18 protein-coding genes are annotated in these 23035 nt (G+C 45.2%); 8 read left to right on the top strand and 10 right to left on the bottom strand.

Annotated features, from left to right (window positions below; genetic code table 11):
- Positions 1-154: 154 nt before the first annotated feature.
- Complete coding sequence (locus AC59IL_RS36145) at positions 155-3355, bottom strand: SusC/RagA family TonB-linked outer membrane protein (protein WP_496557120.1); 3201 nt, start codon at positions 3353-3355, stop codon at positions 155-157.
- A 366-nt stretch (positions 3356-3721) separates the two neighbouring features.
- On the opposite strand from AC59IL_RS36145, the gene AC59IL_RS36150 reads away from it, so the two are divergent.
- The 5 genes from AC59IL_RS36150 to AC59IL_RS36170 all read left to right on the top strand — a co-directional run bounded on the left by AC59IL_RS36150 (position 3722) and on the right by AC59IL_RS36170 (position 10325).
- On the top strand, positions 3722-4609 hold the full coding sequence (locus tag AC59IL_RS36150; protein ID WP_496557121.1) for a helix-turn-helix transcriptional regulator: 888 nt from the start codon (positions 3722-3724) through the stop codon (positions 4607-4609).
- Between the two features lie 11 nt (positions 4610-4620).
- Complete coding sequence (locus AC59IL_RS36155) at positions 4621-6183, top strand: gluconokinase (protein ID WP_496557122.1); 1563 nt, start codon at positions 4621-4623, stop codon at positions 6181-6183.
- Between the two features lie 149 nt (positions 6184-6332).
- Entirely contained in the window at positions 6333-7811 is a 1479-nt protein-coding gene (locus AC59IL_RS36160; protein WP_496557123.1) for an enolase C-terminal domain-like protein, read from the top strand.
- 42 nt (positions 7812-7853) lie between these two features.
- A complete protein-coding gene (locus tag AC59IL_RS36165) occupies positions 7854-8810 on the top strand; it encodes an RraA family protein (RefSeq protein WP_496557124.1) in 957 nt (318 codons plus the stop codon).
- Positions 8811-9044: 234 nt separating this feature from the next.
- Positions 9045-10325, top strand: coding sequence for a mandelate racemase/muconate lactonizing enzyme family protein (locus AC59IL_RS36170; RefSeq protein ID WP_496557125.1), 1281 nt, complete (start codon positions 9045-9047; stop codon positions 10323-10325).
- 83 nt (positions 10326-10408) lie between these two features.
- Here the strand turns inward: AC59IL_RS36170 and AC59IL_RS36175 are convergent, their stop codons facing one another.
- Complete coding sequence (locus AC59IL_RS36175; RefSeq protein WP_496557126.1) at positions 10409-12409, bottom strand: pectate lyase family protein; 2001 nt, start codon at positions 12407-12409, stop codon at positions 10409-10411.
- 720 nt (positions 12410-13129) lie between these two features.
- Positions 13130-13393: a Uma2 family endonuclease gene (locus AC59IL_RS36180; RefSeq protein WP_496557127.1), complete on the bottom strand. Its 264-nt coding sequence runs from the start codon at positions 13391-13393 to the stop codon at positions 13130-13132.
- A gap of 82 nt (positions 13394-13475) precedes the next feature.
- Between AC59IL_RS36180 and AC59IL_RS36185 the strand changes: the two genes are divergently transcribed.
- Positions 13476-13877 carry a hypothetical protein gene (locus tag AC59IL_RS36185; RefSeq protein ID WP_496557128.1) on the top strand — a complete coding sequence of 134 codons (402 nt, stop codon included), beginning with the start codon at positions 13476-13478 and terminating at the stop codon, positions 13875-13877.
- A 66-nt stretch (positions 13878-13943) separates the two neighbouring features.
- On the opposite strand, the gene AC59IL_RS36190 is transcribed toward AC59IL_RS36185, so the two are convergent.
- The 6 genes from AC59IL_RS36190 to AC59IL_RS36215 form a co-directional block, all read right to left on the bottom strand.
- Positions 13944-14633, bottom strand: coding sequence for a VIT1/CCC1 transporter family protein (locus tag AC59IL_RS36190; protein WP_496557129.1), 690 nt, complete (start codon positions 14631-14633; stop codon positions 13944-13946).
- 40 nt (positions 14634-14673) lie between these two features.
- Positions 14674-15912, bottom strand: a complete 1239-nt coding sequence (rocD, locus tag AC59IL_RS36195; RefSeq protein ID WP_496557130.1) for an ornithine--oxo-acid transaminase — start codon at positions 15910-15912, stop codon at positions 14674-14676.
- A 245-nt stretch (positions 15913-16157) separates the two neighbouring features.
- Positions 16158-16997, bottom strand: a complete 840-nt coding sequence (gene ispE, locus AC59IL_RS36200) for a 4-(cytidine 5'-diphospho)-2-C-methyl-D-erythritol kinase (RefSeq protein ID WP_496557131.1) — start codon at positions 16995-16997, stop codon at positions 16158-16160.
- A 168-nt stretch (positions 16998-17165) separates the two neighbouring features.
- Positions 17166-17765 (bottom strand): bifunctional nuclease family protein, encoded by a 600-nt coding sequence (locus AC59IL_RS36205; protein WP_496557132.1) that lies wholly within the window; start codon positions 17763-17765, stop codon positions 17166-17168.
- 157 nt (positions 17766-17922) lie between these two features.
- Positions 17923-18888 carry an electron transfer flavoprotein subunit alpha/FixB family protein gene (locus AC59IL_RS36210; RefSeq protein WP_496557133.1) on the bottom strand — a complete coding sequence of 322 codons (966 nt, stop codon included), beginning with the start codon at positions 18886-18888 and terminating at the stop codon, positions 17923-17925.
- A gap of 234 nt (positions 18889-19122) precedes the next feature.
- Complete coding sequence (locus AC59IL_RS36215) at positions 19123-19866, bottom strand: electron transfer flavoprotein subunit beta/FixA family protein (protein WP_496557134.1); 744 nt, start codon at positions 19864-19866, stop codon at positions 19123-19125.
- Positions 19867-19996: 130 nt separating this feature from the next.
- Between AC59IL_RS36215 and AC59IL_RS36220 the strand changes: the two genes are divergently transcribed.
- Positions 19997-20308, top strand: coding sequence for a tetratricopeptide repeat protein (locus tag AC59IL_RS36220; protein WP_496557135.1), 312 nt, complete (start codon positions 19997-19999; stop codon positions 20306-20308).
- 225 nt (positions 20309-20533) lie between these two features.
- Positions 20534-22099 carry a tRNA lysidine(34) synthetase TilS gene (tilS, locus tag AC59IL_RS36225; protein ID WP_496557136.1) on the top strand — a complete coding sequence of 522 codons (1566 nt, stop codon included), beginning with the start codon at positions 20534-20536 and terminating at the stop codon, positions 22097-22099.
- A 166-nt stretch (positions 22100-22265) separates the two neighbouring features.
- Here tilS and AC59IL_RS36230 read toward each other — a convergent pair whose 3' ends face one another.
- Entirely contained in the window at positions 22266-22910 is a 645-nt protein-coding gene (locus AC59IL_RS36230) for a rhomboid family intramembrane serine protease (RefSeq protein WP_496557137.1), read from the bottom strand.
- Positions 22911-23035 lie beyond the last annotated feature (125 nt).

Genomic DNA, 23035 nt, shown 5'->3' on the forward strand with positions numbered 1-23035 from the left:
AGAGAAAAGGAGAAAAAAGAGTTTTTTGATATTTTTAAATTATCGACTGTTTGCATAATGAATGGAGTTTTTAAAAATAACAATTCTCTTTTTTCTCTTTTTACTCCTTTATACTCTTAGCTAAAAAAAGGAGCGCGAAGCGCGACTAAAGAGATTAGAATTTAATATTTACATTCAGGCCAAGACTGCGGGTGGTGGGCAACCCGGGCGATTCGAGCCCAACCTGGTTATCGGAGCCAAAGCCAAATGTTTCAGGATCGATATTATCGACCCATTTTTTAATGATCAGTACATTATTGGCAACAAAGTCGAGCCGTACGCCTTTAAGCGGCCACTTAACAGGAACGTATTTGGTGAAATCATAGCCGAGTGTGATCTGGCGTAGTTTCCAGTAACCACCGTCGTATATAACGGGTTCTATTATCTGCTGTGAACGCAAATGTTCCCAATAGGTTTGAACGGCGGCAATGGCATTATTGGGGTTTCCGCCGGCATCTACGCCATCGCCTTTAACGCCGCCTGATCTTCCTTCGAGTGTCATCTTATGCAATCCATGCCGTATGGCGTTAAAGTTGGTGCCTGAAAGCATTTTATTGCCGAGTTTATAATCGATAAATACACTCAGATTTATTCCCTTATAAGTAAATGTGTTCAAAAAGCCGCCTGTCCATTTAGGCAGGGCGCTTCCAAACAGTACAAAATCAGATGTGCGCTGCGGCAGTCCATTGGTTTGAAAGATCCGCTGTCCTTTTTCGTTTCTCGCATAACCATAACCTGCAATCTGTCCCATTTCTTCACCCACCACATGCCTTGTTTCACCGTTGAACACATGGGTGCCGATGGTGATGCGCTCACCGGGTTTGCTGGTGATAATGCTGAGCACTTTGGTTTTGTTGTACGAAGTATTGGCGGTGAACTCCCACCCAAATACGTTGCTCTTTAATGGAACAATGGTAATCAGGGCCTCAAAGCCAACATTGCGGCTTTTTCCGCTGTTGATATTGGTATTTACAAAACCCGAAGCGTCGGAAATCTGCACGGGAATAATCTGGTCGCTGGTTATTTTTCTATATACGGCCAGGTCGATGTTAAGCCTGTTTTTGAAAAGCTTTAATTCAAGGCCGGCTTCTGTTTCGGCTACACGACTGGGCTTTAAATTGGGATTGGGTACGGTGGTTCCTGTGGTGCCCGTATTTACAACGATAGTGCCTACGGGAACGGCTGCTCCGTTCGGATTGTTGATGGTATTGGGATTGATGGTATAAAACAACTGATCCGAATAAGGGGCCACATCACCATCGCTGCCTACTTCGGCATAGCCTAACCTCACTTTACCGAAATTGAGCCAGGGCAAATTTTTAATTGATTCTGAAAAAACATAACTGCCCGATACAGATGGATACAATATACTTCTGTTGCTGGCGCTGAGTGTGCTGAACCAGTCGTTGCGAACGGTGCCATTCAGATACAGTGTGCGGTTCCACGATATTTCGCCTGAGCTGTATAATGAATTTACGCCCTTTTGTTCGAGGGTGTAAACAGGATCTTTGGCTCTTCCGTTCTGAACGGTATATAAACCGCGTATGATAAAATCTGTCACCTGTACATTGTTGATGTCTGATCGTCGCCGCATCTGGTTGCCGCCGGCGGTAAGGGTTGCATCAAAATTGCCAAATGATTTATTTGCATTGATCAAAAAGTCGAGGTTGGTTTCTCTGAACCTGCGCGACTCCTGGGTGTAAATACCATTTACAAAACCTGTTGCAGCGGCAGCACGCGATGCCTGCCCGGTGGGAAAGTTATTTACATCTTCATCGCGCGACCAATAGTCTTGCCCAAACCGCCCCTGCACAAACAACCACGAAAGCAGGTTGTATTTTACGGCCACGTTGCCGAATATGCGATCGCGACGAATATTATGAAATTGCTCTGCCAGTACCCAGTAGGGATTGGTGCGGTTCATGAAACGGCTCCAAACGTATTCATTGCCTGCCGCATTGTACTTGTTTTCATCAAGCACTTTTAACGGCATGGAGGTCGACAAGGCCATGAGCGTGGTGGGAATTGAATTATCCTGGTTGGCGATATTGGGCGGGTTCTTATTATTTTCTCTTGAATAATTCACATTACCCGAGAAATTGAATTTCTCCGATAAATTATAACTGAACCCGAGGTTCATTGTTTTTCGGTTAAACGTGTTGTTGGGCATGATGCCCTTGTTATCGGTATTGTTTAATGAAAGATGAATACCGCCTTTTTCGCTGCCGCTTTCGAGGCTAACCGTATTCGACAGGTTTTGTCCGTGCCGGTAAAATGCTTTTATGCGGCTGCCCTGTGGTTCATACGGCACCGTAAGGTTGTTGAACAATATCTGCGTCATGCCGGGCGCAAACTTTTCACCGAACGACCATTCGCCCGACGTGGGGTTAATGGCAGTTGGACGAACGCCATTTTCGCCCTGGCCGTATTCTTTCTGATAATCGGTGTAGTCGAGCGGTGTTTCGTTCGTGTAATTCACATTATAGCTAACGCCGATGCCTTTTCCCTTGCCTTTTGTTTTTGTAGTGATCATTATTACACCATCCTTTGCGCGTGAACCATACAGGGCCGAAGCCGGCGCTCCTTTTAAAATGGTCATGCTTTCGATATCGTCGGGATTGATGCTCGATAAACCGTCGCCGCCATCGGCAAACACACCACCGCCCTTGACCGAAATAGTATTGTCATTGAAATTTGTATTGTCAACAGGAACTCCGTTGATAACGATCAGCGGATTGTTTTGTCCTGATATAGATGACTGTCCTCTGATGCGGATCTTGGAGGTGCCGCCCGGCCCGGTGCCCAGCGAAGAAATATTAACACCGGCCACCTTGCCCTGCAAGGCATTCATTACATTGGAGCTGCGGTTTACCGTAAGGTCTTCGGGTTTTACGTTGGTGGCCGCATATCCGATCCGCCGTGATTCTTTGGTAATACCCAGCGCAGTTACCACCACTTCGCCAAGATTGCGGTTGTCGGGCGCCAGTTCCACATCAACCACCGACCGACCCGATACGGCCACTTCTGTATTTTTATAACCAATAGAACTAAATACAAGCGTAGCATTACCGGGCACACTGATTTTGTATTTACCTTCATTGTCGGAAGTGGTACCCTGTTTAGCTCCTTTTATAACCACCGAAACATGCGACAATTTTGCTCCGGTTTGGTCGGTTATAGTGCCTGTTACCGTTTGGGCTTTGGCAGCATGGAAAAATAAAGTAAGAAGAAAGCATAAAAGCAGTAGCCGGGGAATGCCGGGGCATATGCCCGTTTTGGCATGTTCTTTCATAATAGCAGGTTGTTTTGTGAACAAATCGTTAGTTTAAGGCATGCCTTACCGACATGCCATTAGGCATTTGATTCAACAAAGTAGCCGGTATTACTTTCAAAAACTTCCAAAATAAAACACTGTTGAATTTTGTACATGCGTAGCTGAAAAATTTCCTTTCTTTATATGCTATTGTGATTGGGGATATTCTAAGAAACTGTTTAAATTCTCTTTTTTACTCTTAGCGCTTCGCGCTTTCTCTTTTTTAGCTAAGAGGGTATAAGAGTAAAAAAAAGAAAAAGGAGATATTATACTCTTAGCGTCCCGCAAGGCGGGACATTTGTGCGCTGGCGCCCTTTAACGAGTAAAAGAGAACAGGTTCTGAGAGGTCAAAACGATTAATGCTGCTGTATGAATCAATTTTTATTGCAACAACAAGGTTCAGCCGAATTGCGGTTATTTCCGCATATTCATGAACTGGGCAGTAAAAAGAATGTTTCTATTCAACTGAACTCATTTTGTATATCAGCCACCGAATCGCTAAGAATTTACTATGTATTAGAAGGAAAATATGAATGGCGCATTCACGGGCAGCAACATGTTTTTTTTCCGGGCGATGTGGCCCTGATATTACCGGGCCAGCCATTCGGCAACGATCAGGGCGTGCTTGAGATCGGCGCCCTGGCATGGATACATATCTGCATGCACAAATCTGAAAACGGCAGCATAATACCTGGTCCCTGGAGTGGTTTATCGGAAAATGAAAGTATTGCGATCGGCAAAATATTATCGTTAAACAATTCACCCGCCTTATTAAAATTTACCGAAGCCGGTAAAATTCTCAAATGTATACAGGATGAATTATTGGGTCAGGAAATTGGTTACCATGCCCGGGTAAATCATTTGCTCGATGAAATGCTGATAAAGGTAACCCGAAAGCTTACACAGCAGGTGAATACAGGTCGCGATTTTCCCAAATCATTTATGCAGCTGGAGCAGGTGCTTCGCCAAAACCTGTCGCATCAGTGGACGGTAGAAGAAATGGCAGCGTTGGTTAGTTTGGGTACTACTTTATTTACCGAAAGAGTAAAAAGCTATTCGGGCTTTTCGCCTATCAACTACCTTATCAATATTCGTATTTCCGAAGCTATTAAATTATTAAAACGGCCCGATATCAATATTACCGATATAGCGCTGGATACAGGATTTTATTCGTCGCAACATTTTTCAACAACATTTAAAAAATTAACAGGATATAGTCCGAGTGAATTCAGAAAAAATCATTTGCCTGATAAGTAATTCTATATACAATGAAAAGTATTATCACCATTGAATTAGGAACAAATGCCGTACGGGTATTTGCATTTGACCTCAGCGGCCATGTGATCGGTTCAATGAAAGGATATTATCCCACCTTTCATACCGAGCCCGACTACAGCGAACAGGACCCCGAGCAGATATTTATCACCATGCTGTTTGTGCTCAAGAACCTGCTCAATGAAATGATCCATCCCAAAAAATACAAAGTGGCCTGTATTTGTTTCAGCGCTTCGATGCACAGTGTTCTTGCGGTTGATAAAAACAGCAACCCCATTGGTAATGCCATTACCTGGTCCGACACAAGAGCGCGCAAAGAAGCGCAGGAACTGAAAAGTGGCGAAGCCGGTAGAAAAATTTATACAGCAACAGGCACGCCCATACATCCGATGAGCCCCTTGCTGAAAATAACATGGCTCAGAAATAATGATCCGGAGCGGTTTAATGAAACCAGTAAGTTTTTATCTATCAAAAGTTATATCATTCACCAGCTCACCGGTGAATACATGACCGATTACAGTATTGCATCGGCTACCGGTATGCTGAATATTCATACCGTGAAATGGGAAGATGATGCATTGCGCTACGCCGGAATTACTGCCGATATGCTCGCGCAGCCGGTGCCTGTATTTGCCTCAGCCGGCACCTTGAAAAAAGCCTATCAGAATTCATTGGGTTTACCGGCCGATACCAAAATCATCATCGGTTCAAGCGACGGATGCATGGCCATATTGGGTGATGGCGTGCGGGGCGAAGGCAAGGCGAACATAACGATCGAAGACAGCGGTGCTGTACGGGTTATGGGTGATAAAGTTTTGCAGGACGAAAAAGGACGCTTCTTTAATTATCTGATCACCGAAAATTGTTATGTATCGGGCGGTCCCACCAATAATGGCGGAAACATTTTTGAATGGTTTGCCCGCCAGTTTGGTGATTTCAAAGGTCCGTTCGATATCGAGAACAGCATGCAGGACCTGATCAACGACGCTTCGAAAGTTTCCGTTGGATCAGATGGTTTATTGTTTTTGCCTTACCTGTTGGGCGAGCGCGCGCCTATATGGAATGCCAATGCAAGAGGCATGTATTTTGGCCTGAACATCAAACACGAAAAGAGCCATCTTGTACGGGCTACCATTGAAGGTATTTTATATGAAATATACAGTATTGGCAAAACCCTCGAAGAACACAGGAATATTACCAGTCTTTCGGTGAACGGCAGCTTTGGCACCATTCCGCTTTGTACACAAATGATCGCCGATATGTTTAACAAGCCGGTGCAGCTGCGACAAAATTTTCATAGTGTAAGCTATGGCACCTTTCTGTTGAGCGCAACCGAAATGGGCATCTATAAATCGCTCGATGAGGCGGCGCAAACCGTGGTGTTGCCAGATGAATATTTGCCACAGCAACAAAATCACCCGGTTTACACGGCTTATTTCGAAATATTTGAAAAGCTGAGCACCAAATTGTTCGATGAGTTTGAGGCCATTGTGCAGTTACAGCAAAAGCATGCCGCTGCTGCCAGAACAAACCTTGACACGGCAGGAGCTGGATGAGCATTTCCCGTTACCAGTTACCGGTTTCCTGGTACCTGGTAACCGGTAACTGGTATCCGGTAACTGGTACCCGGTACCCGGTAACTGTGCCTCTTACTAAAATCTATGCCCAAAATGAAATAAACCATTAACTATTAAATACGATTGCCATGACACCATCACAAAGATTCCTTTCCAAACTTGGATTAAAAGATCAGGATACGATGCCTGATACCAATAATACAAATGAATTACCGGAGAACAGCCGTCGCTCATTCTTAAAAAAATCGGCCTTAGGCGGAATAGCACTGGGAGCAGCCTCTGTATTTTCGCCTGTTGAAGATATCATTGCGCAAACCACCCAAAAGGTTAACCGCTATTCGAACCCTTCTGATTTAAAAATAACCGACATGCGGTATTGCATTATTCAAAATGTTGGCCGCACACCCATTATACGTATCGATACCAATCAGGGTATTTATGGGTTGGGTGAAGTGCGGGATGGCGCCGATGAAAGATATGCCCTGATGTTAAAAAGCCGCATCCTGAACCAAAACCCCTGCAATGTTGAAATGATCTTCAAAATGATCAGGCAGTTTGGTGGTCATGCCCGGCAGGGCGGTGGCGTATGTGCCGTTGAAATGGCGCTGTGGGACCTTTGCGGAAAGGCATACAATGTGCCGGTGTGGCAATTGCTCGGCGGCCGCTACCGCGATAAAATAAGAATGTATGCCGATACACCCGAAGCGCCTACGTTCGATGAGTTCAAAGCAAAGATCAAACACCGGCTCGAAGACCAGGGCATGACCTGGCTGAAGATGGATATTTCAATTGGCGAAGTAAAGAACGATAAAGACGCATTGGTGAACAGCAAATTCTGGGGCAGCAATTTAGCCCAATGGAATGGCGGCTATATGGACTATGCCAACACCAAACATCCTTTTACGGCGATACAGATCACCGAAAAAGGACTCGATGGCATGGCGCAGATCGTTAATGATGTGCGTTCGGTGATCGGGTACGAAATTCCGTTATCGAGTGACCATTACGGTCACTTCGACCTGAACAACGCCATTCGCTGGGGTAAAAAGGTAGAACCTTTCCGTCTTGCCTGGCTCGAAGACATGGTTCCCTGGGAGTATACCGATCAATATAAAAAAATGAGCGACGCACTCGAAACACCGGTACTTACCGGCGAAGATATCTATTTACTGAAAGGATTTAAACCATTGATCGACGCAGGCGCCGTGGATATTGTTCATCCTGATCTGGCCACTTCGGGCGGTTTACTCGAAACAAAAAGAATTGGTGATTATGCCGAAGAAAACGGCGTTGCCATGGCCATGCATTTTGCAGGAAGTCCTGTTTCGTTTATGGCGAATGTGCATTGCGCAGCGGCCACCCAAAACTTTCTGGCGCTGGAACACCACTCGCTCGACAGCCCCTGGTGGGACAGTCTTGTAAAAACTACCGATGGCCGCAAACTGTTTGAAAAAGGATTTGCCAATGTGCCGCTAACCGCGCCCGGTTTGGGTATTGAACTGGTTGAGGAAGAAGTGAAGAAACACCTGATACCATCGAATAAAACTTATTTCGCGCCTACGCCTGAGTGGAATGATGTTCGTTCGCACGACAGGCTGTGGAGCTGAGCAGGAAGCAGAAAATAATAAAAAAAAGAATAAACCAATCCAATGAATATAAATACCGCAAAGCGATACTGGCTGCCGCTGGTGCTGTTGCTGTTTGCCGGCAGGCCTGTACAATGTCAGCAGATCACCAAAGACCAGCTGATGGCATTAACACCTGAATGGAAAGGCGACCGTTTTGTCGACGGACGGCCGAAAGTACCCGACAGTATACTCGACCGTATGAAACTGGTAACCCTCGAAGAAGCATGGGCGGTGTTGCGAAATGAGAACTATAAACACCAGTACGATGGAGAGTGGCAAACCATCAATCCCGATAGCGTTTTGGTGGGCAGGGCGGTAACCGCTGTGTTTATGCCGGGCAGGCCCGACATACATCGCGTAATAGATAGTTTTGGTAGAAGGGACAAACGCGTTAAATCACAAAATTCATGGGCCATCGATCTGCTGGTGAAGCGGGATGTTTATGTGGTTGATCAGTTTGGCGCTTATGAAGATGGCCCTACGATCGGCGATAACCTTGGCAATTCAATTTATACCAAAACAGGTAACGGCATTGTGTATGATGGCGCCATCAGGGATATAAAAGGTTTGAAAGAGATCGGATCGTTCACATCCTTCTTTAGAAGTTATCATCCTTCACATCATTTAAATAATCCGGCAGCAGAATTAAACACTACGCTTGTTGGCATCAATACACCTACCCGCATTGGTAAGGCTACTGTATTACCGGGTGATGTGGTACTGGGCCGTGATGGCGGCGTAATATTTATTCCTCCACACCTGGCCGAAAAAGTGGTAAAAACTTCAGAGATCGTACGCTTGCGCGACCTGTTCGGACATCAGCGGCTGCGTGAACAAAAATATACACCGGGTCAAATCGATTCAAAGTGGAGCGATGAAATAGAAAAGGATTTTTCAAAATGGCTGAATGATCACATGAATGAATTGCCGGTGCCTAAAAGTCAGATACAGGAATTTTTGAAGGGCCGCACATGGTAAGCAAAATGCAGAACGCAGAACGCAAAATGCAGAACGCAAAATGCAAAACGCAGAACGCAGAACGCAAAACGCAAAATGCAGAACGCGTAACGCAAAACGCGTAACGCAAAATGCAAAACGCAAACCCAAAAACCATGTCTTTCTTATGTATTCGGCCTTTGCGTTAAGCGTTGAGCGTTGAGCGTTGAGCATTGAGCATTGAGCATTAAGCGTTCAGCTTAAAAACATAATACAATGACAAATCTAAACTCTCGCAGATCATTTATAACCAAAGCAACCATAGCCGCCGCTATGAGCCCATTTGCATCTTTAACGTCGTTTGGTGAAGGGTACGAAAAAGCAATAGAACGAAGACCGATGGCATCACCGCCATCTGATTTAAAAATTACATCGGTAAAATGCGGTTATATAAAAGGCAGTTTGTTTGTAAAGATTTTTACCAACCAGGATATATGGGGTTGTGGCGAAGGGGTAGATGCCATTCCCGGTACATATTATCTTGTGAAGAATTTTGAGAACCGGTTAAAAGGCAAAAACCCTTTGAATGTACACCGTCTGTTCGAAGACATACGCAAGTCGGGTTTTTTTCAGGGAGCGCAATCGGGCATGTATGTAGCTGTGTTGTCGGCCATTGAAACTGCGCTGTGGGATATAGCCGGTAAAGCGCTGAATGTACCGGTGTATCAATTGCTGGGCGGAAAGTTTCGCGATAAAATACGGGTGTATTGTGATACGGCCTTGTATCAGCGCAATTTGCCACAGCCAAAAGATTTTGCCGATGCTGCTCTGAAAGCAAAGAGCATGGGTTTTAATGCTATGAAATTCGACCTTGATCAGGCGAATGATCCGAATAAATATGATTTTTATAACTGGACGGCCAGTCCTGCCGAATTGCAACGCATGGTTGATCAGATTACGGCAGCCCGCGAGGCCGTGGGGCCTAAAATTGATATACTGGTAGATATGCATGGCCGTTACGATGCGGTTACTGCGCAGGCAGTAGCCAAACGGCTGGAGCCATTGAACCTGCTGTGGCTCGAAGAGCCCATTCCTGCTGAAAATGTAGAAGCCTATCAGCTTATAACCCAATCGACCAGCACCCCAATAGCTGCCGGCGAAAATCATTACCTGGCCTGGGGCTTCAGGCGATTGCTCGAAACCGGTGGTGTTGATATTGTGATGCCCGATCTGCAAAAAACAGGTGGGCTGGGCGAGGGGCAGCGAATTGCCAATCTGGCCAACTTATATTACATACCGTTTGCGCCGCATATGGTTGCTTCTTTCTTAGGCTGTATGGCTTCGTGCCATGTATGTGCTGCTGTTCCCAATTTTCTGATACTGGAATGGCAGTCGTATTTTCATACCGACCCGATGTTTAAAGAAATTGTTCAGTACGACGGCGAATGGGTAAAAAACAGCTTCATCACACTTTCTGAAAAACCGGGTATTGGGGTTGAAATAAATGAAGCGGCGATGAAAAAATATGCCATACCCGGAATACCTTTTTTTGAATAAGAACATACCTGCTTCATAAAAACACAGGAGCCTTCCGGCATGCCGGGAGGCTCCTGCTTAGGGGTTAGTATAGGAATGATTATTTACAGTACAATCAGTTTGGTGGTGGTTTTTACTCCCTTGTTGCTGGTGATAACCACATGATATACGCCGGGCTTTTTGTTGTTCAGGTTACAGGGCACCTGTTGCGTGCCTGCTGTTAGTGAACGGATGGTTCCCAGATTATCTACCAGTCGACCCAAAGCGTCGTATACTCTCACAAAAGCCTGTTCATTGTTTGCCAGAGCTACAGTGATCATGGTTTTGCCTTTGGCCGGATTGGGATAAACGCCGGTGATTGGTTGGGTAAGCGTTGCGCTTTGATCGGTAGTGATTTGCCGGGCCGAAGTGCAATTGCCTGCCGTTGGTGCATTGCCGGTGATTTCAATATAATCAATATCTGCTGTAGCCGAAGATGATACCGATTGCAGACGAATGGTATTACCGCCGGCGTTTAATGAAACCGATGCAGTAGCCGTGGCAAACGTTGTGCTGCTGCTTGTTTTGGCAAATGACTGGGCGCTGTTTACCGTAGTGCCGTTTACGATCAATGCCATGGTATAGGTGTTGCTGCTGCTGCTGTTTACATAACGCCAGGTAAGTGTGTAGGTGCCGGCTGCTGCTGCGTTCACATTCCAGTTCACCCCTTTGCCGGTTGAATTGGTAAGGTTGATCACTTTGCCGTTGCTGGCGCCGCTGTTGCTGCTTATAGAACCATCATAACTGCAAAGTCCCGCAGTGGTGCTGGCATCATCTTCTATTCGGATCGTTGAAGAGCTGCCGCCGCTGCTTGCCTGGAAGTTGGCGGTAACCGATTTATTGCCGTTCATAGTTACAGTTGCCGACGTAGCAGTGCCCGAGGCATCGCCGCTCCATCCTGTGAAAGTATATCCCGAAGCGGGAGTAGCAGTAATCGTTGCTGTACTTCCTGAGTTATAAGTACCTGCTCCTGTTACAGTGCCGCCGGCCGTTGGCGAAGCGGTAGTGTTGAGCGTATATGTTACGGTAGTAGAGCCGCCATCGCACGAAGGGTTCGATAATGTTGCTCCGGCACCAGCCATAACCTGACTTTTTACATTGGCAGCAGGTGTTATCGTTAATGAATAAGGCGGTGTGAATGCTGTACCACTGCCTGCTGTGTTGCCGGTTGTATTGGTAAAAATATTGTCTCTTGAGGTAATAGCAGTAAATGTGTTATCCATCAGGTCGATGGGTTTGGTAACATTTTCAAACACGTTGCTTTCAACCAGCAGGTCTGCTTCAAAGCCGGCCATAACGCATTGTGCTGCCACCGTGCTGTTGAACAGGTTGTTGACCACATGTACCTTACCAAAACGTACACGCGGCATACGTGCTTTGCAGCCCTGTGCCCACCAGCAATTTTGCAGGGTAACACGCAGATGGCCTCTGTCGCCGGTAGCGCCATCGCTTGAACCGAACAGGTTCGAAAAGCGGTGATCATCAGAACCGCCTGATCCGCCGGGTATGGGCGCTTTGTTGTAAATGAACTTACACCAGGTTACGGTAACATAGTCGGAGGCATTTTTAATATCGAGGTTGCCATCCATACCATCCTGAAATTCGCAATGATCTATCCAGATGTTGGTGCTGGCGTCTAACGTCATGTTATCCCAGCCGTCGACGTCATAAGCGCCCGGGCCTTCGAAAGTAAGGTTGCGGAAAATGATATTCGAGCATCTCTTAACGTACAGTATACCCGAATTGTCTTTAGTAAGATCGGTTGAAACCAGTTTTGAACCAGGTAAACCGGCGATCGTTTTTGCTGATTGATCCTGAAAGCTGATGCGGCCACCCGAAGGAATGGTTATGGTTCCTGAAATTTGAACCACTTTTACCGAAGAAGAAGTAATGGCTGCTTTAAGATCGGTGTAATTGGTAACAACGGTGGCTGTGGCAGATCCGCCGCCTGTTACGCTACCGTTCTGGCTGGCCCAGCCAACAACGGTACATTGTGCATTGGCAAATAAATGAATAAGGCACATGGCGGTGCCAAGTACAAATGGCAAGAATCCGGATTTTTTCATTTGATTGTTAGTTTTCGTGCAAATCGTTTAGTAATGGAATGATACAACCTCACCCGGAAGGTATAAGTACAGAAGGGATACCTGCGATAGTTTGGCTGCACATCGTTAGCAACATCAAATTTTTTGAAATTTTATGGTATGTAAAGCCATAACAGATTATTTATTTATGCAATCGTTCCCGAGGCGTGTACATGTTGAACATAATCTTGTTCGTTAGGAATCCGTTATACTGATGGTTTTTGGTTGTTTAAATTATAACTGTAATCAATAAACTAAATATCAGAGAACCTCCTGTTTTTACTGATCGCCCGCAAAAAAACGCATAAAAATACAGCTAATCCGGTATGCCTTTTGGTGTAGTAACCCGCTTACGGACTAAACGCGTTTAAGCAGCATAGTTATTTTGGTGTGCCAACTTTAAAACTGTTACCTATGAAGTTTTTAATGTATGCATCCTGTGTTTGCATGCCCACCGGGTGGCTGTTCAGAATCTGCTTTATTAAGGCGGCAGCAACACAAGAAATTAAGAATTAAGAATGAAAAATGAAAAATGAGAAAGGCGAAGTCCGGGACTTTTTCATTCTTCATTTTAAATTTTTTATTTCAGATTTCTCATAGAAATTTCAATCCACACATTGTATTTCGATGATTACGATGGGCTGAGTGGCGATATCCTCGTTTTTTTCAAAAAAAGGTATGCTTTTGGAATAAATTGAAATATCAGGATAGGTAAAGAACGTATTTTGTGGTGTGTAATCTCATATCGCTACCAAAAATTTGGTATGTGATATTTTTTAATCCAAGGCCTATCTGACCAATAAGGTTTGAACAAATAATATTATGACGAATGCTGCATAAAGCTCTTGCAAGTACCTGCCCCTCAAAATACTCATGCTTCTCATCGGAAGCCCGCTCCATCTGAAGGTATTCTTCAATGGTATATTTTTGTTTGCCATAAGCCACGGCAGGCTCATTTACTTCCATGCTATTAAGGTACGAAGATTGTTGAATATCGATCGGCAATGTAGTATGTTTGCGGTCTTAAATTTTAAACTGATAAACCGGTATGAAATATTCCCAATGGATTGGAATTGCAGCAGCCATTATTCTGGTTATTGCCTGTTTTTTGCCCTGGACTTATCATCCCGATCTGAATAAGAATTTTACCGGGTTCTTTTCTGAAAATAATATTTACGGTAAGCCGGGCAATGTGTTTATCGTGCTTTCTGCTATTGCCATTATATTTTTTCTGATTCCACGCATCTGGTCAAAACGCTGGAACATATTTTTTTGCGCCATTGTTCTTTCCTACGCCATAAAAAGCTTTATTGTTTATTCGGGTTGCTATCGCGGTATTTGTCCTGATAAGAAAGCCGGCTTGTGGATCATGCTGCTGTCGTCGATCGTGATGTTGCTGATGACGCTGTTTCCTGATATTAAGCTGAAGGAGGAAGGGAGTAGTAAGTAGGCAGCTGCCTGTTACCGGGTGCCGGTTACGGGTAACTGGGAACAGGTAACCGGTAACAATATTCTCTTAGCTCTGGAACAACTTAGCCACCCCAAACGCGGCCGCGGCAGCGAGGGCGCCGATGAGGGTTACACGCAATGCGCCGGCCCAGGGACGAATGCCCGTCATGCGGCTTTTGAAGTAGCCGAATATAAATAAACAGATAAGCGTAACAATTACCGAAACCTTTAAGGCGTTTACGGGAATATCAATAAAAAAATACGGACTCAAAGGCACCAGTCCGCCGGCGACATACGACAAACCGATATTCAAAGCCGATTTGGTGGCGCGTTTGGGATCGGGGGTATCTAATCCCAACTCATATTTCATCATAAAGTCAACCCACTTTTTTTTGTCTTTCGCAATTTCTTCCACGGCTTTGTGCTGTACTTCTTCGCTTAAACCAAGGTGTTCAAAAAACTCACGCACTTCTTCTTTTTCTTTTTCAGGCACCCGCTCAACTTCGTCGTATTCACGTTTCAGCTCGCTGTTATAATGATCTATTTCGGTTTTGCCGGCCAGATAACCGCCCAGTCCCATGGCAATAGAACCGGCGGCGATTTCGGCAATACCGGCAATAACAATAATGCCGGTTGAACTAACAGCGCCGCTTAAACCCGCTGCCAGCGCAAAAGGCACTGTTAAACCGTCGCTCATGCCAATCACCATATCAGTTAACCATGCTGCGCTTTGTAAGTGCTGTTCCTGATGGTCCATTGTTGAGTTTTAAGTACTAAGTTATAAGTTTTAAGTGTACTTAGAGATTAAGCACATCAAGACTTCTTTTAATGATCTGCACACAGTCGAACACCTGGTCCCTTGAAATGATCAACGGGGGTGCGAGTCTTATTTTATCGCCATGCGTGGGCTTGGCCAGTAATCCGTTTTCTTTCAGGGTAAGGCAAAGGCTTGAGGCTGCATTCGTGTCGGGGTGATCGATTACAATAGCGTTTAATAATCCTTTACCGCGCACAACAGCAATAAACGGCGATTGCAATGCCTGTAATTCCCTGCGCAATAATTCGCCCATGGTAACGGCATTGGCGGCCATATTTTCTTCTTTCAATACGGTTAATGCAGCAATGGCTACCCGGCAGGCAAGCGGATTGCCGCCATACGTTGAACCATGTTCGCCGGGGTGAATGGTGAGCATAATGTTATCATTGGCCAATACAGCCGATACCGGCATGGTGCCACCGCTCAATGCCTTGCCCAGAATAAGTATATCGGGTTGCACATTTTCATGATCGCAGGCCAGCAGCTTACCGGTTCTGCATAAACCGGTTTGTATTTCATCGGCTATAAACAATGCATTGGCCGCTTCGCAATATTGTTTCGCCTGGCTCAGGTAGCTGTCATCGGGAACAACCACGCCGGCTTCGCCCTGTATAGGTTCAACCAAAAAGCCTGCTACTGTGGGGTCCTGCAGGGCTTTTTCAAGCGCCGGCAAATCGTTGTATGGAATAACCTTAAATCCGGGCATATAAGGGCCGAACTGGTTACGGGATGCGGGATCGGTGCTGAAAGAAATAACCGTGCTTGTTCTTCCATGAAAATTATCGCCGCAAACTATTATGGTAGCCTTATTTTCAGGAATGCCTTTTACAGCATAGCCCCAGCGCCGGCACAGTTTGATGGCGGTTTCCACGGCCTCAACACCCGTGTTCATGGGTAACACTTTATCGTATCCGAAATAACGGGTAATGTACTGAGCAAATTCACCCAGTGCATCACTGTAAAAAGCCCTTGAGGTGAGTGTAAGCTGTTGCGCCTGCAACATAAAGGCCGCAATGATTTTCGGATGACAATGGCCCTGGTTAACGGCCGAATAACCACTCAGAAAATCATAATAGCGTTTGCCATCAACATCCCATACATACACACCTTCGCCTTTTTGCAATACTACGGGCAGGGGATGGTAATTATGGGCGCTGTATTTTTCCTCGAGGTTCAGGTAATATTTTGTTTTGTCGGACAGCATGGTTGTAGAGATCATGGAAATGAGGAATGATATATTAGAAATGAAAAATAAAAAATCAGTAAAAAAATGCGTTTAATGCTGGTTCGCGGGGTAACGAACCAGTACATATAGTTTATCCTCGATGATTGAGGAAATCGAGGTTGCGATGAAGAAAGTGGAATATGTATGCTTTATTGATAATAACCGGTGTGTTTAGGCAAAGATAACTTTTTTCGGGGGAACTTCGAAACAGGAAGCAAAACGGAATAGCTATAGAGCAATCAGCACTTAAACACCTTATACTCCTTCGGCCATTCAATTTCGGGCCACAGACCTTTTGGAAAAATTCCATAAAAACATGATCCGCTGCCGGTCATAGATGCATATATGGCGCCGGCTTCGTATAATTTGTCTTTGATGGCTTTTAATGCAGGATGATGTCGAAATACCGGAGCTTCAAAATCATTGCTGAGGGCTAATGACCAGGCGGTAACCGGTTGCTGAATGATTTCCTGTAAAGGCAGAGGCGATGGGGCAGGGGTGAGCTGTGAAAAAGCCCATCCTGTATTGATGTGAACGCCGGGATGCACCAGCATAAATGAATAACCCGATAGGTCAATCTGAACGGCCTGTAACAATTCGCCGCGGCCTGTGGCATAGCAGGGCTTATTGATGATAAAGAACGGACAATCACTGCCCAGCCGAAGCGCATAATCGAGCAGTTGTTCGTGCGACAGGTTCAGTTGAAATTTTTCGTTCAGTAACTGCAGGGTGAAAGCGCCATCAGACGAACCGCCGCCTAATCCGGCGCCCATGGGAATTGCCTTGTGCAGGTACATTTCGATGGCAGTAAGCTGCGGGAAATCTTTCTTAAGTAAATCGTATGCTTTTATACAAAGATTGTCTTCGGGCCTGCCATTTACTAAAAGACCACTCATATGAAAACGAACATCCCCGCTTCCTGTATCGGACTTCTGACTTCCGGCTTCCGACTTCAGTACCTCCAGCACATCGCGCAATGGCAGCGGATAGAATACCGTTTCAAGATCATGGTATCCGTCATCGCGTTTACGGGTAATATGCAGACCAAGATTGATTTTACAATTGGGGAAAACAACCACAGGGAAGAATTTCTGATTTGGAGATTTTGTGATTTAGCGATTTAATTCGAACCCGAATTTCAAAACCCCTGAAGAAATTTCTGATTTATAGATTTAGCGATTTTGTGATTTGGTTTGAAGCCGGAAATTAAAGAAATCTCAAAATCTCAAAACCCCGAAATCTCAAAATCATCCTCTGCCTCTTTTACGGCTGTTTATTTCGTCGCGAATGGCGATGGCCCTGATGTAGTCTTCCGACTCAAGCACCTCGTTTAACAGGGTATTAAGCTCATCGAGGGTCATTGTTTTCAGGTCGTCGCTGCCGGCAGCAGATTCGGCTGCCACTGCTTCACGCGGCTGCTTCTTTTTGCCCGATGGGTCTTCCATTAAAATGCCGGCGCTTTCGAGAATATTATCGTAGGTATAAATAGGACATCCGAAGCGCACGGCCAGAGCCAGCGCATCGGATGTTCGTGAATCAATTTCAACAGTATCGTGTTCGCTTACACACACGAGCTTCGAATAAAAAATTCCTTCCTGCAGGTCGCATATCACGATCTCCTGCAGATCAATGCTAAAAGCATTCATGAAATTCTTCATCAGATCATGTGTAAGCGGACGGCTTGGATGCATCTTTTCCAGTGCCACGGCTATAGCCTGGGCTTCGAACCCGCCAATAACTATCGGCAGACGTCTCAAACCGTTTACCTCTCCTAAAACAACAGCATATGAATGAGTTTGGGTAATGCTGTGTGATAGGGCAACTATTTCCAACTCTATTTTCTTCATAACGAAAGCACGAAACTAAGGATTTTATTCAAAAAATGCACCCAAAACATTTAGCCTCATTCTATTGATCAATCTTGTCAAATGTGTATCAGGTTCATAAAGAAAAATGTAACATTTTTTGACTTATATCACTCCCTGCCTGTTCAACACTGACAATTTATGCTATTCCTTTTAGCTTTTTCACTGCTTCCGTTATTTTGGGAACCACATCGAATGCGTCGCCCACAATACCATAATCGGCCGCTTTAAAGAATGGTGCTTCGGGATCTTTATTTATTACAACAATTACCTTGCTGCGGTTTACGCCCGCCAGGTGCTGAATGGCCCCGGAAATGCCTACCGCAATATATAAATTAGGCGCTATGGTAAGGCCTGTTTGTCCTACGTGTTCATGGTGCGGGCGCCAGTGTTCGTCTGCCACAGGCCGGCTGCAGGCAGTGGCTGCTCCCAGCGCATGGGCCAGGTCTGTGATCAGATTCCAGTTATCGGGGCCTTTCAATCCGCGTCCGCCGCTTACCACCACTTCGGCCTCGCTCAACGGCACTTCGCCGGTAGCTTTATTAACTGCCTTTATTTTTACTTTAGGCGCATCGACCGTTGCCGAAGACGGCGCTACTTCAGCTGTTCCCGTACCCTCTTTTACAGGGTATGAATTGGGGTTCAGCGAAATAATTTTTACAGCCGATTTGATAGAATAATTCGCAAAGGCTTTACCCGAAAAAACGTTTTTCTTCACCGTAAAACCATTGCCGGTTTCGGGCAGTGCTACAGCACCTGGCACCAGTCCTGCTTTAAGGCGGGCCGACAGCCGGGGCGCAATGGCTTTGCCATCAACATTATTCGAAAAGATGACTACCTGTGCCTGGGCAGCCTGTGCCACCTGGGCAATAACCTTAGTGAACACCTGAGCATCAAAATGGTTCAATGTATCATTGGCAACATGATGAATTTTTTTCACTCCGTATTTGCCAAGGGCCGACAAATCGTCGCTCACTGCACCCAATACAACGCCCTCGGCAGTTGTGCCAAGCTGTTCAGCCACTGCGGCTCCATAACTTAATACTTCGAAAGAAGCTTTTTTTACATGGCCATCGGCCTGATCGATGAATATTAATACTGACATGACTTTTTAATTTGTTAATTGGCTAATGTGATAATGTGCTAATTAGCTAATGTGATAATTTGCTAATGGAAAAACCCCTCTTCTCAAAATTCTATGCACATTGCCAGGTTGTATTTAATTGTTGATTAAAGAACTAAACGTTTCCCGCCTTGCGGGACGACGCAACGGAAGCTTAATAGTACTTCACCTGCCGGGTACATCATTAGCAAATTGGCTAATTAGCACATCAGCACATTAAATTATTTTGGCTTCTTCATGCAACAAACGCACCAGCTCGGCTGCATTATCGGCAGGAATGAGTTTTACACCTGCTTTGGCCGGCGGCAATTCGAAACTGGCCACAGCCGTTAATTCTTCTGCGGCTGCAGGTTCAACCACTTTCAATGGTTTGGTGCGGGCGCCCATAATGCCTTTCATATTGGGGATGCGTTGCTCAGCCATTCCCTTTTGGCAGCTTACCACTACGGGCAGACTTACCTCGCAAACTTCTTCGCCCCCCTCAATTTCACGGGTAATAGTAGCCGTAGTGCCGTTCAGCTCGAATTGAGTGGCGAGCGACACATAAGGCATATCGATCAATTCGGCCACCAAACCGCCAATAGACGAGCCATTGTAGTCGATGGTTTCTTTACCGGTAAAAACGAGGTCGTAAGCGCCCTGTTTGGCTACCTCCGCAATTTGCGAAGCGATATAAAAACTGTCGCTGCTGGTAGCGTTAACGCGAATGGCCTCATCGCCGCCAAGGGCAAGCGCTTTGCGAATAACCGGTTCCGTATCGGCGCCGCCAACATTTATAAGATGTAACACGGTAGAAGGATCTTTTTCTTTCAGCTCAATGGCACGAACCAATGCGTACCATTCGTCGTATGGATTGAGGATCCACTGAACACCATCCTGGGCAAATTTCGTATTGTTATCGGTGAAAGCTATTTTTGCCGTGGTATCCGGCGTTTTGCTGATGCAGACTAATATCTTCATTGGCAATTATTTAAATGTTTATTGGTTGTTTATGCAACCATTGTGTATACAAATATAAGTGCCGCAAAGATACATTTTGACATTTTATGTATTTTTTAATTGAGGTAGTAAGGACAGAATTACCAAACCAATGGACAGAATTACCAAACTAAAAGAATTTTTGCAGGCCAACCCGGGCGATAATTTTTTAAAACACGCACTGGCGCTGGAATATATAAAAGTGGGCGATGATGCTACTGCCAAAACCATTTTTGAGGAAATTCTCACCGCCGACCCCGGTTATATTGGATCCTATTATCACCTGGCCAAATTGCTTGAGCGTACCGGCGACACCGATATGGCCATTGAATGGTACGAAAAGGGGATGGCCGAAGCCAAAAAGGCCGGTGATAACCATGCGTTTGGCGAGTTGAGAAGTGCGTATGAGGAACTGACATTCTGAGCGTAGTCGAAGAATGAGCGTAGTCGAAGAGTGAGCGTAGCCGAAGAATGAGCTAAGAGCTTAAAGAGTAGAAAGAGATAGCTGATTTGTTGTTGCTTCACGAAAACGTGGAGGTGACCGGATTCGAACCGGTGTTCTAACACAACCAGCAAAATCCGCACATATAGAAAACAAAATAACCAGTATACTTATAACGGGCGTAAAGACTTAACTTCAATTTTCTGCATGAATTTACTTCAGCGATTTCAGGGTTATATCAGTGAACATCAGCTTTTCACACGTAATGATACTTTATTACTGGCCGCAAGCGGTGGTATTGATTCGGTGGTGTTGTGTGAATTATGCAAACAGGCAGGCTATTCCTTTGTAATCGCGCATTGTAATTTTAAGTTGAGAGGGGAGGAGAGTGAACGCGATGCCGCTTTTGTACAACAACTGGCGCTTGCGTATAACGTTCCGTTTTTGATGAGGGCATTCGATACCAAAGGCTATGCTACCAGCCATAAATTATCGATTCAGGAAGCGGCAAGGGAATTGAGGTATGGTTGGTTTGAAGAGTTGATTGAAAGTCGTGGATCGGTCCCGCAAGGCGGGATGAAACTGCAAGCGGGAACAGGCAATAAGAAGTATGAAGTACAGGCTGCTGAAGATGTAAAGGAATTCGGGAAAATCGGAGACCCAACCACAAACCCCGTCCGACCGGGTCATCCGGGCGGGCACAAACAACAAACCATAAACTGTATTATTACCGCGCATCACCTCGATGACAACATAGAAACCATGCTGATGCATTTTTTCAGAGGAACGGGCATACATGGTTTAAGAGGCATGTTGCCAAAGCAGGGCAATATCGTGCGCCCCTTGCTGTTTGCCCGTAAGCAGGAATTAAAACAGTTTGCCGAAGAAAATAAGTTGCATTGGGTTGAAGACAGCTCGAATGCCATGGATAAATATTCGCGTAACTATTTTCGTAACCAGCTGATCCCTTTTGTGCAGAAAATTTATCCCGAAGCCGAAAATAACCTTGCCGCAAACCTGCGCCGCTTTACCGATATGGAGTTGTTGTACGATCAGGCGCTTGACCTGCATAAAAAAAAGCTGCTGGAATATAAAGGTGAAGAAGTGCATATTCCGGTGCTGAAATTAAAGAAATCGGTTCCCCTGCATACCATCGTTTATGAAATTATAAAGGAGTTTGGTTTTACACCGGCACAAACCGACGAAGTGATCCATTTGCTCGATAGTGAATCGGGCAGGTTTGTACAATCGGCCACTCACCGCATTATAAAAAACCGCCGCTGGCTGATCATTGCACCCGTTCAATCGGAACATGCACAAACGCTGGTGATTGAAGAGGATGATGAAAACATTTTGTTTGAAGAAGGACAACTGGTGATAGATCAACTGGCACCGGATAATAAGCAACAGGCAATTGGCAATAAGCAACAGGCAACAGGTAACCGGCAACCGGCAACCGGCATCGCCCAATGGCGGCAGCAATTGACAAAAGATTCATCTGCTGCGCATCTCGATCTAAAAGAAGTACAGTTCCCCCTCATTCTACGCAAATGGAAAAAGGGTGATTATTTTTATCCGCTCGGACTGAATAAAAAGAAAAAACTTGCACGGTTTTTTATCGATCTGAAATTATCGCTTACCGATAAGGAAAAAGTATGGGTGCTTGAAAGCAACAAGAAGATCGTTTGGGTAGTTGGTTTGCGTATCGATGACAGATTTAAAATTACTGAGGCTACGAAGCAGGTGCTACGAGTTAAATTAGAGCGTGAGTAAGTCCGAAAGTCGGATTAAGTCAGGAAGTCCCATTAAGTCCGGAAGTCGGTAAGTCGGAAAGTCCGAAAGAAAAAATATATAATCAACAGGCATCTTTCGGACTTCCGGTCTTTCCGACATTTTCAACAGGTATCTTCCGGACTTTCCGACTTTCGGTCTTTCGGACTCAGAAATTGCTAATATAAGCCTGCACCTTTTGTATAAACTCAGGCAAAACCTGGTAATCAGAAAACAAATAGCCGGTGGCAATCAGAAATGCGATGCCGTACAGTGCGCCCCACAGGTGGGCAGAGTGGTTGATATTGCCGCCTCCACGTTTATCGAGGTACGTCGAAAAAGCGAGATACAAAATGCCAAAAATGAAACCGGGTATTCTGATACCGGGTATAAAAATAATACCGATGCCGGTCAGCGGTTCCAGCATGATATATGCGAAGATCACGGCAGATACCGCGCCTGAAGCGCCCAGACTCCTGTAAGAACCATCATCCTTATGTTTTGTATAGGTTGGCAGCAGGCAAACAAACAACGACGTGAGATACAATACCAGGTACAGCAGTTTGCCTTTTTCCTGAAATATCATAATAAAATAATCCTCTACTATTTTTCCAAAAAGGAAAAACGCATACATATTGAACACCAGATGCGCAATATCGGCATGTATAAGACCACACGTTATAAAACGATACCACTGTTTATTATAGGTAACAGCCGGAGGATAAAAAATGAAATCATTGTAAACTTTGTCGTTCGTAAAAGCCGCAATTGAAACCAATACCGTTATAATAATGATGATCAGGGTTATAGTCATTGTTTTTTATTAATGATCAAAAATAATGAATAAGGCACAAGGAACAAGAAACCCACCTTCTTGCTCCGGCGCCGAAGCTTCGGAGCAGGCACCTAAAGCTTCGGTGGGCAGGCAAAGCGCAAGGG

Source organism: Niastella sp. sgz303648 (assembly GCF_059587045.1).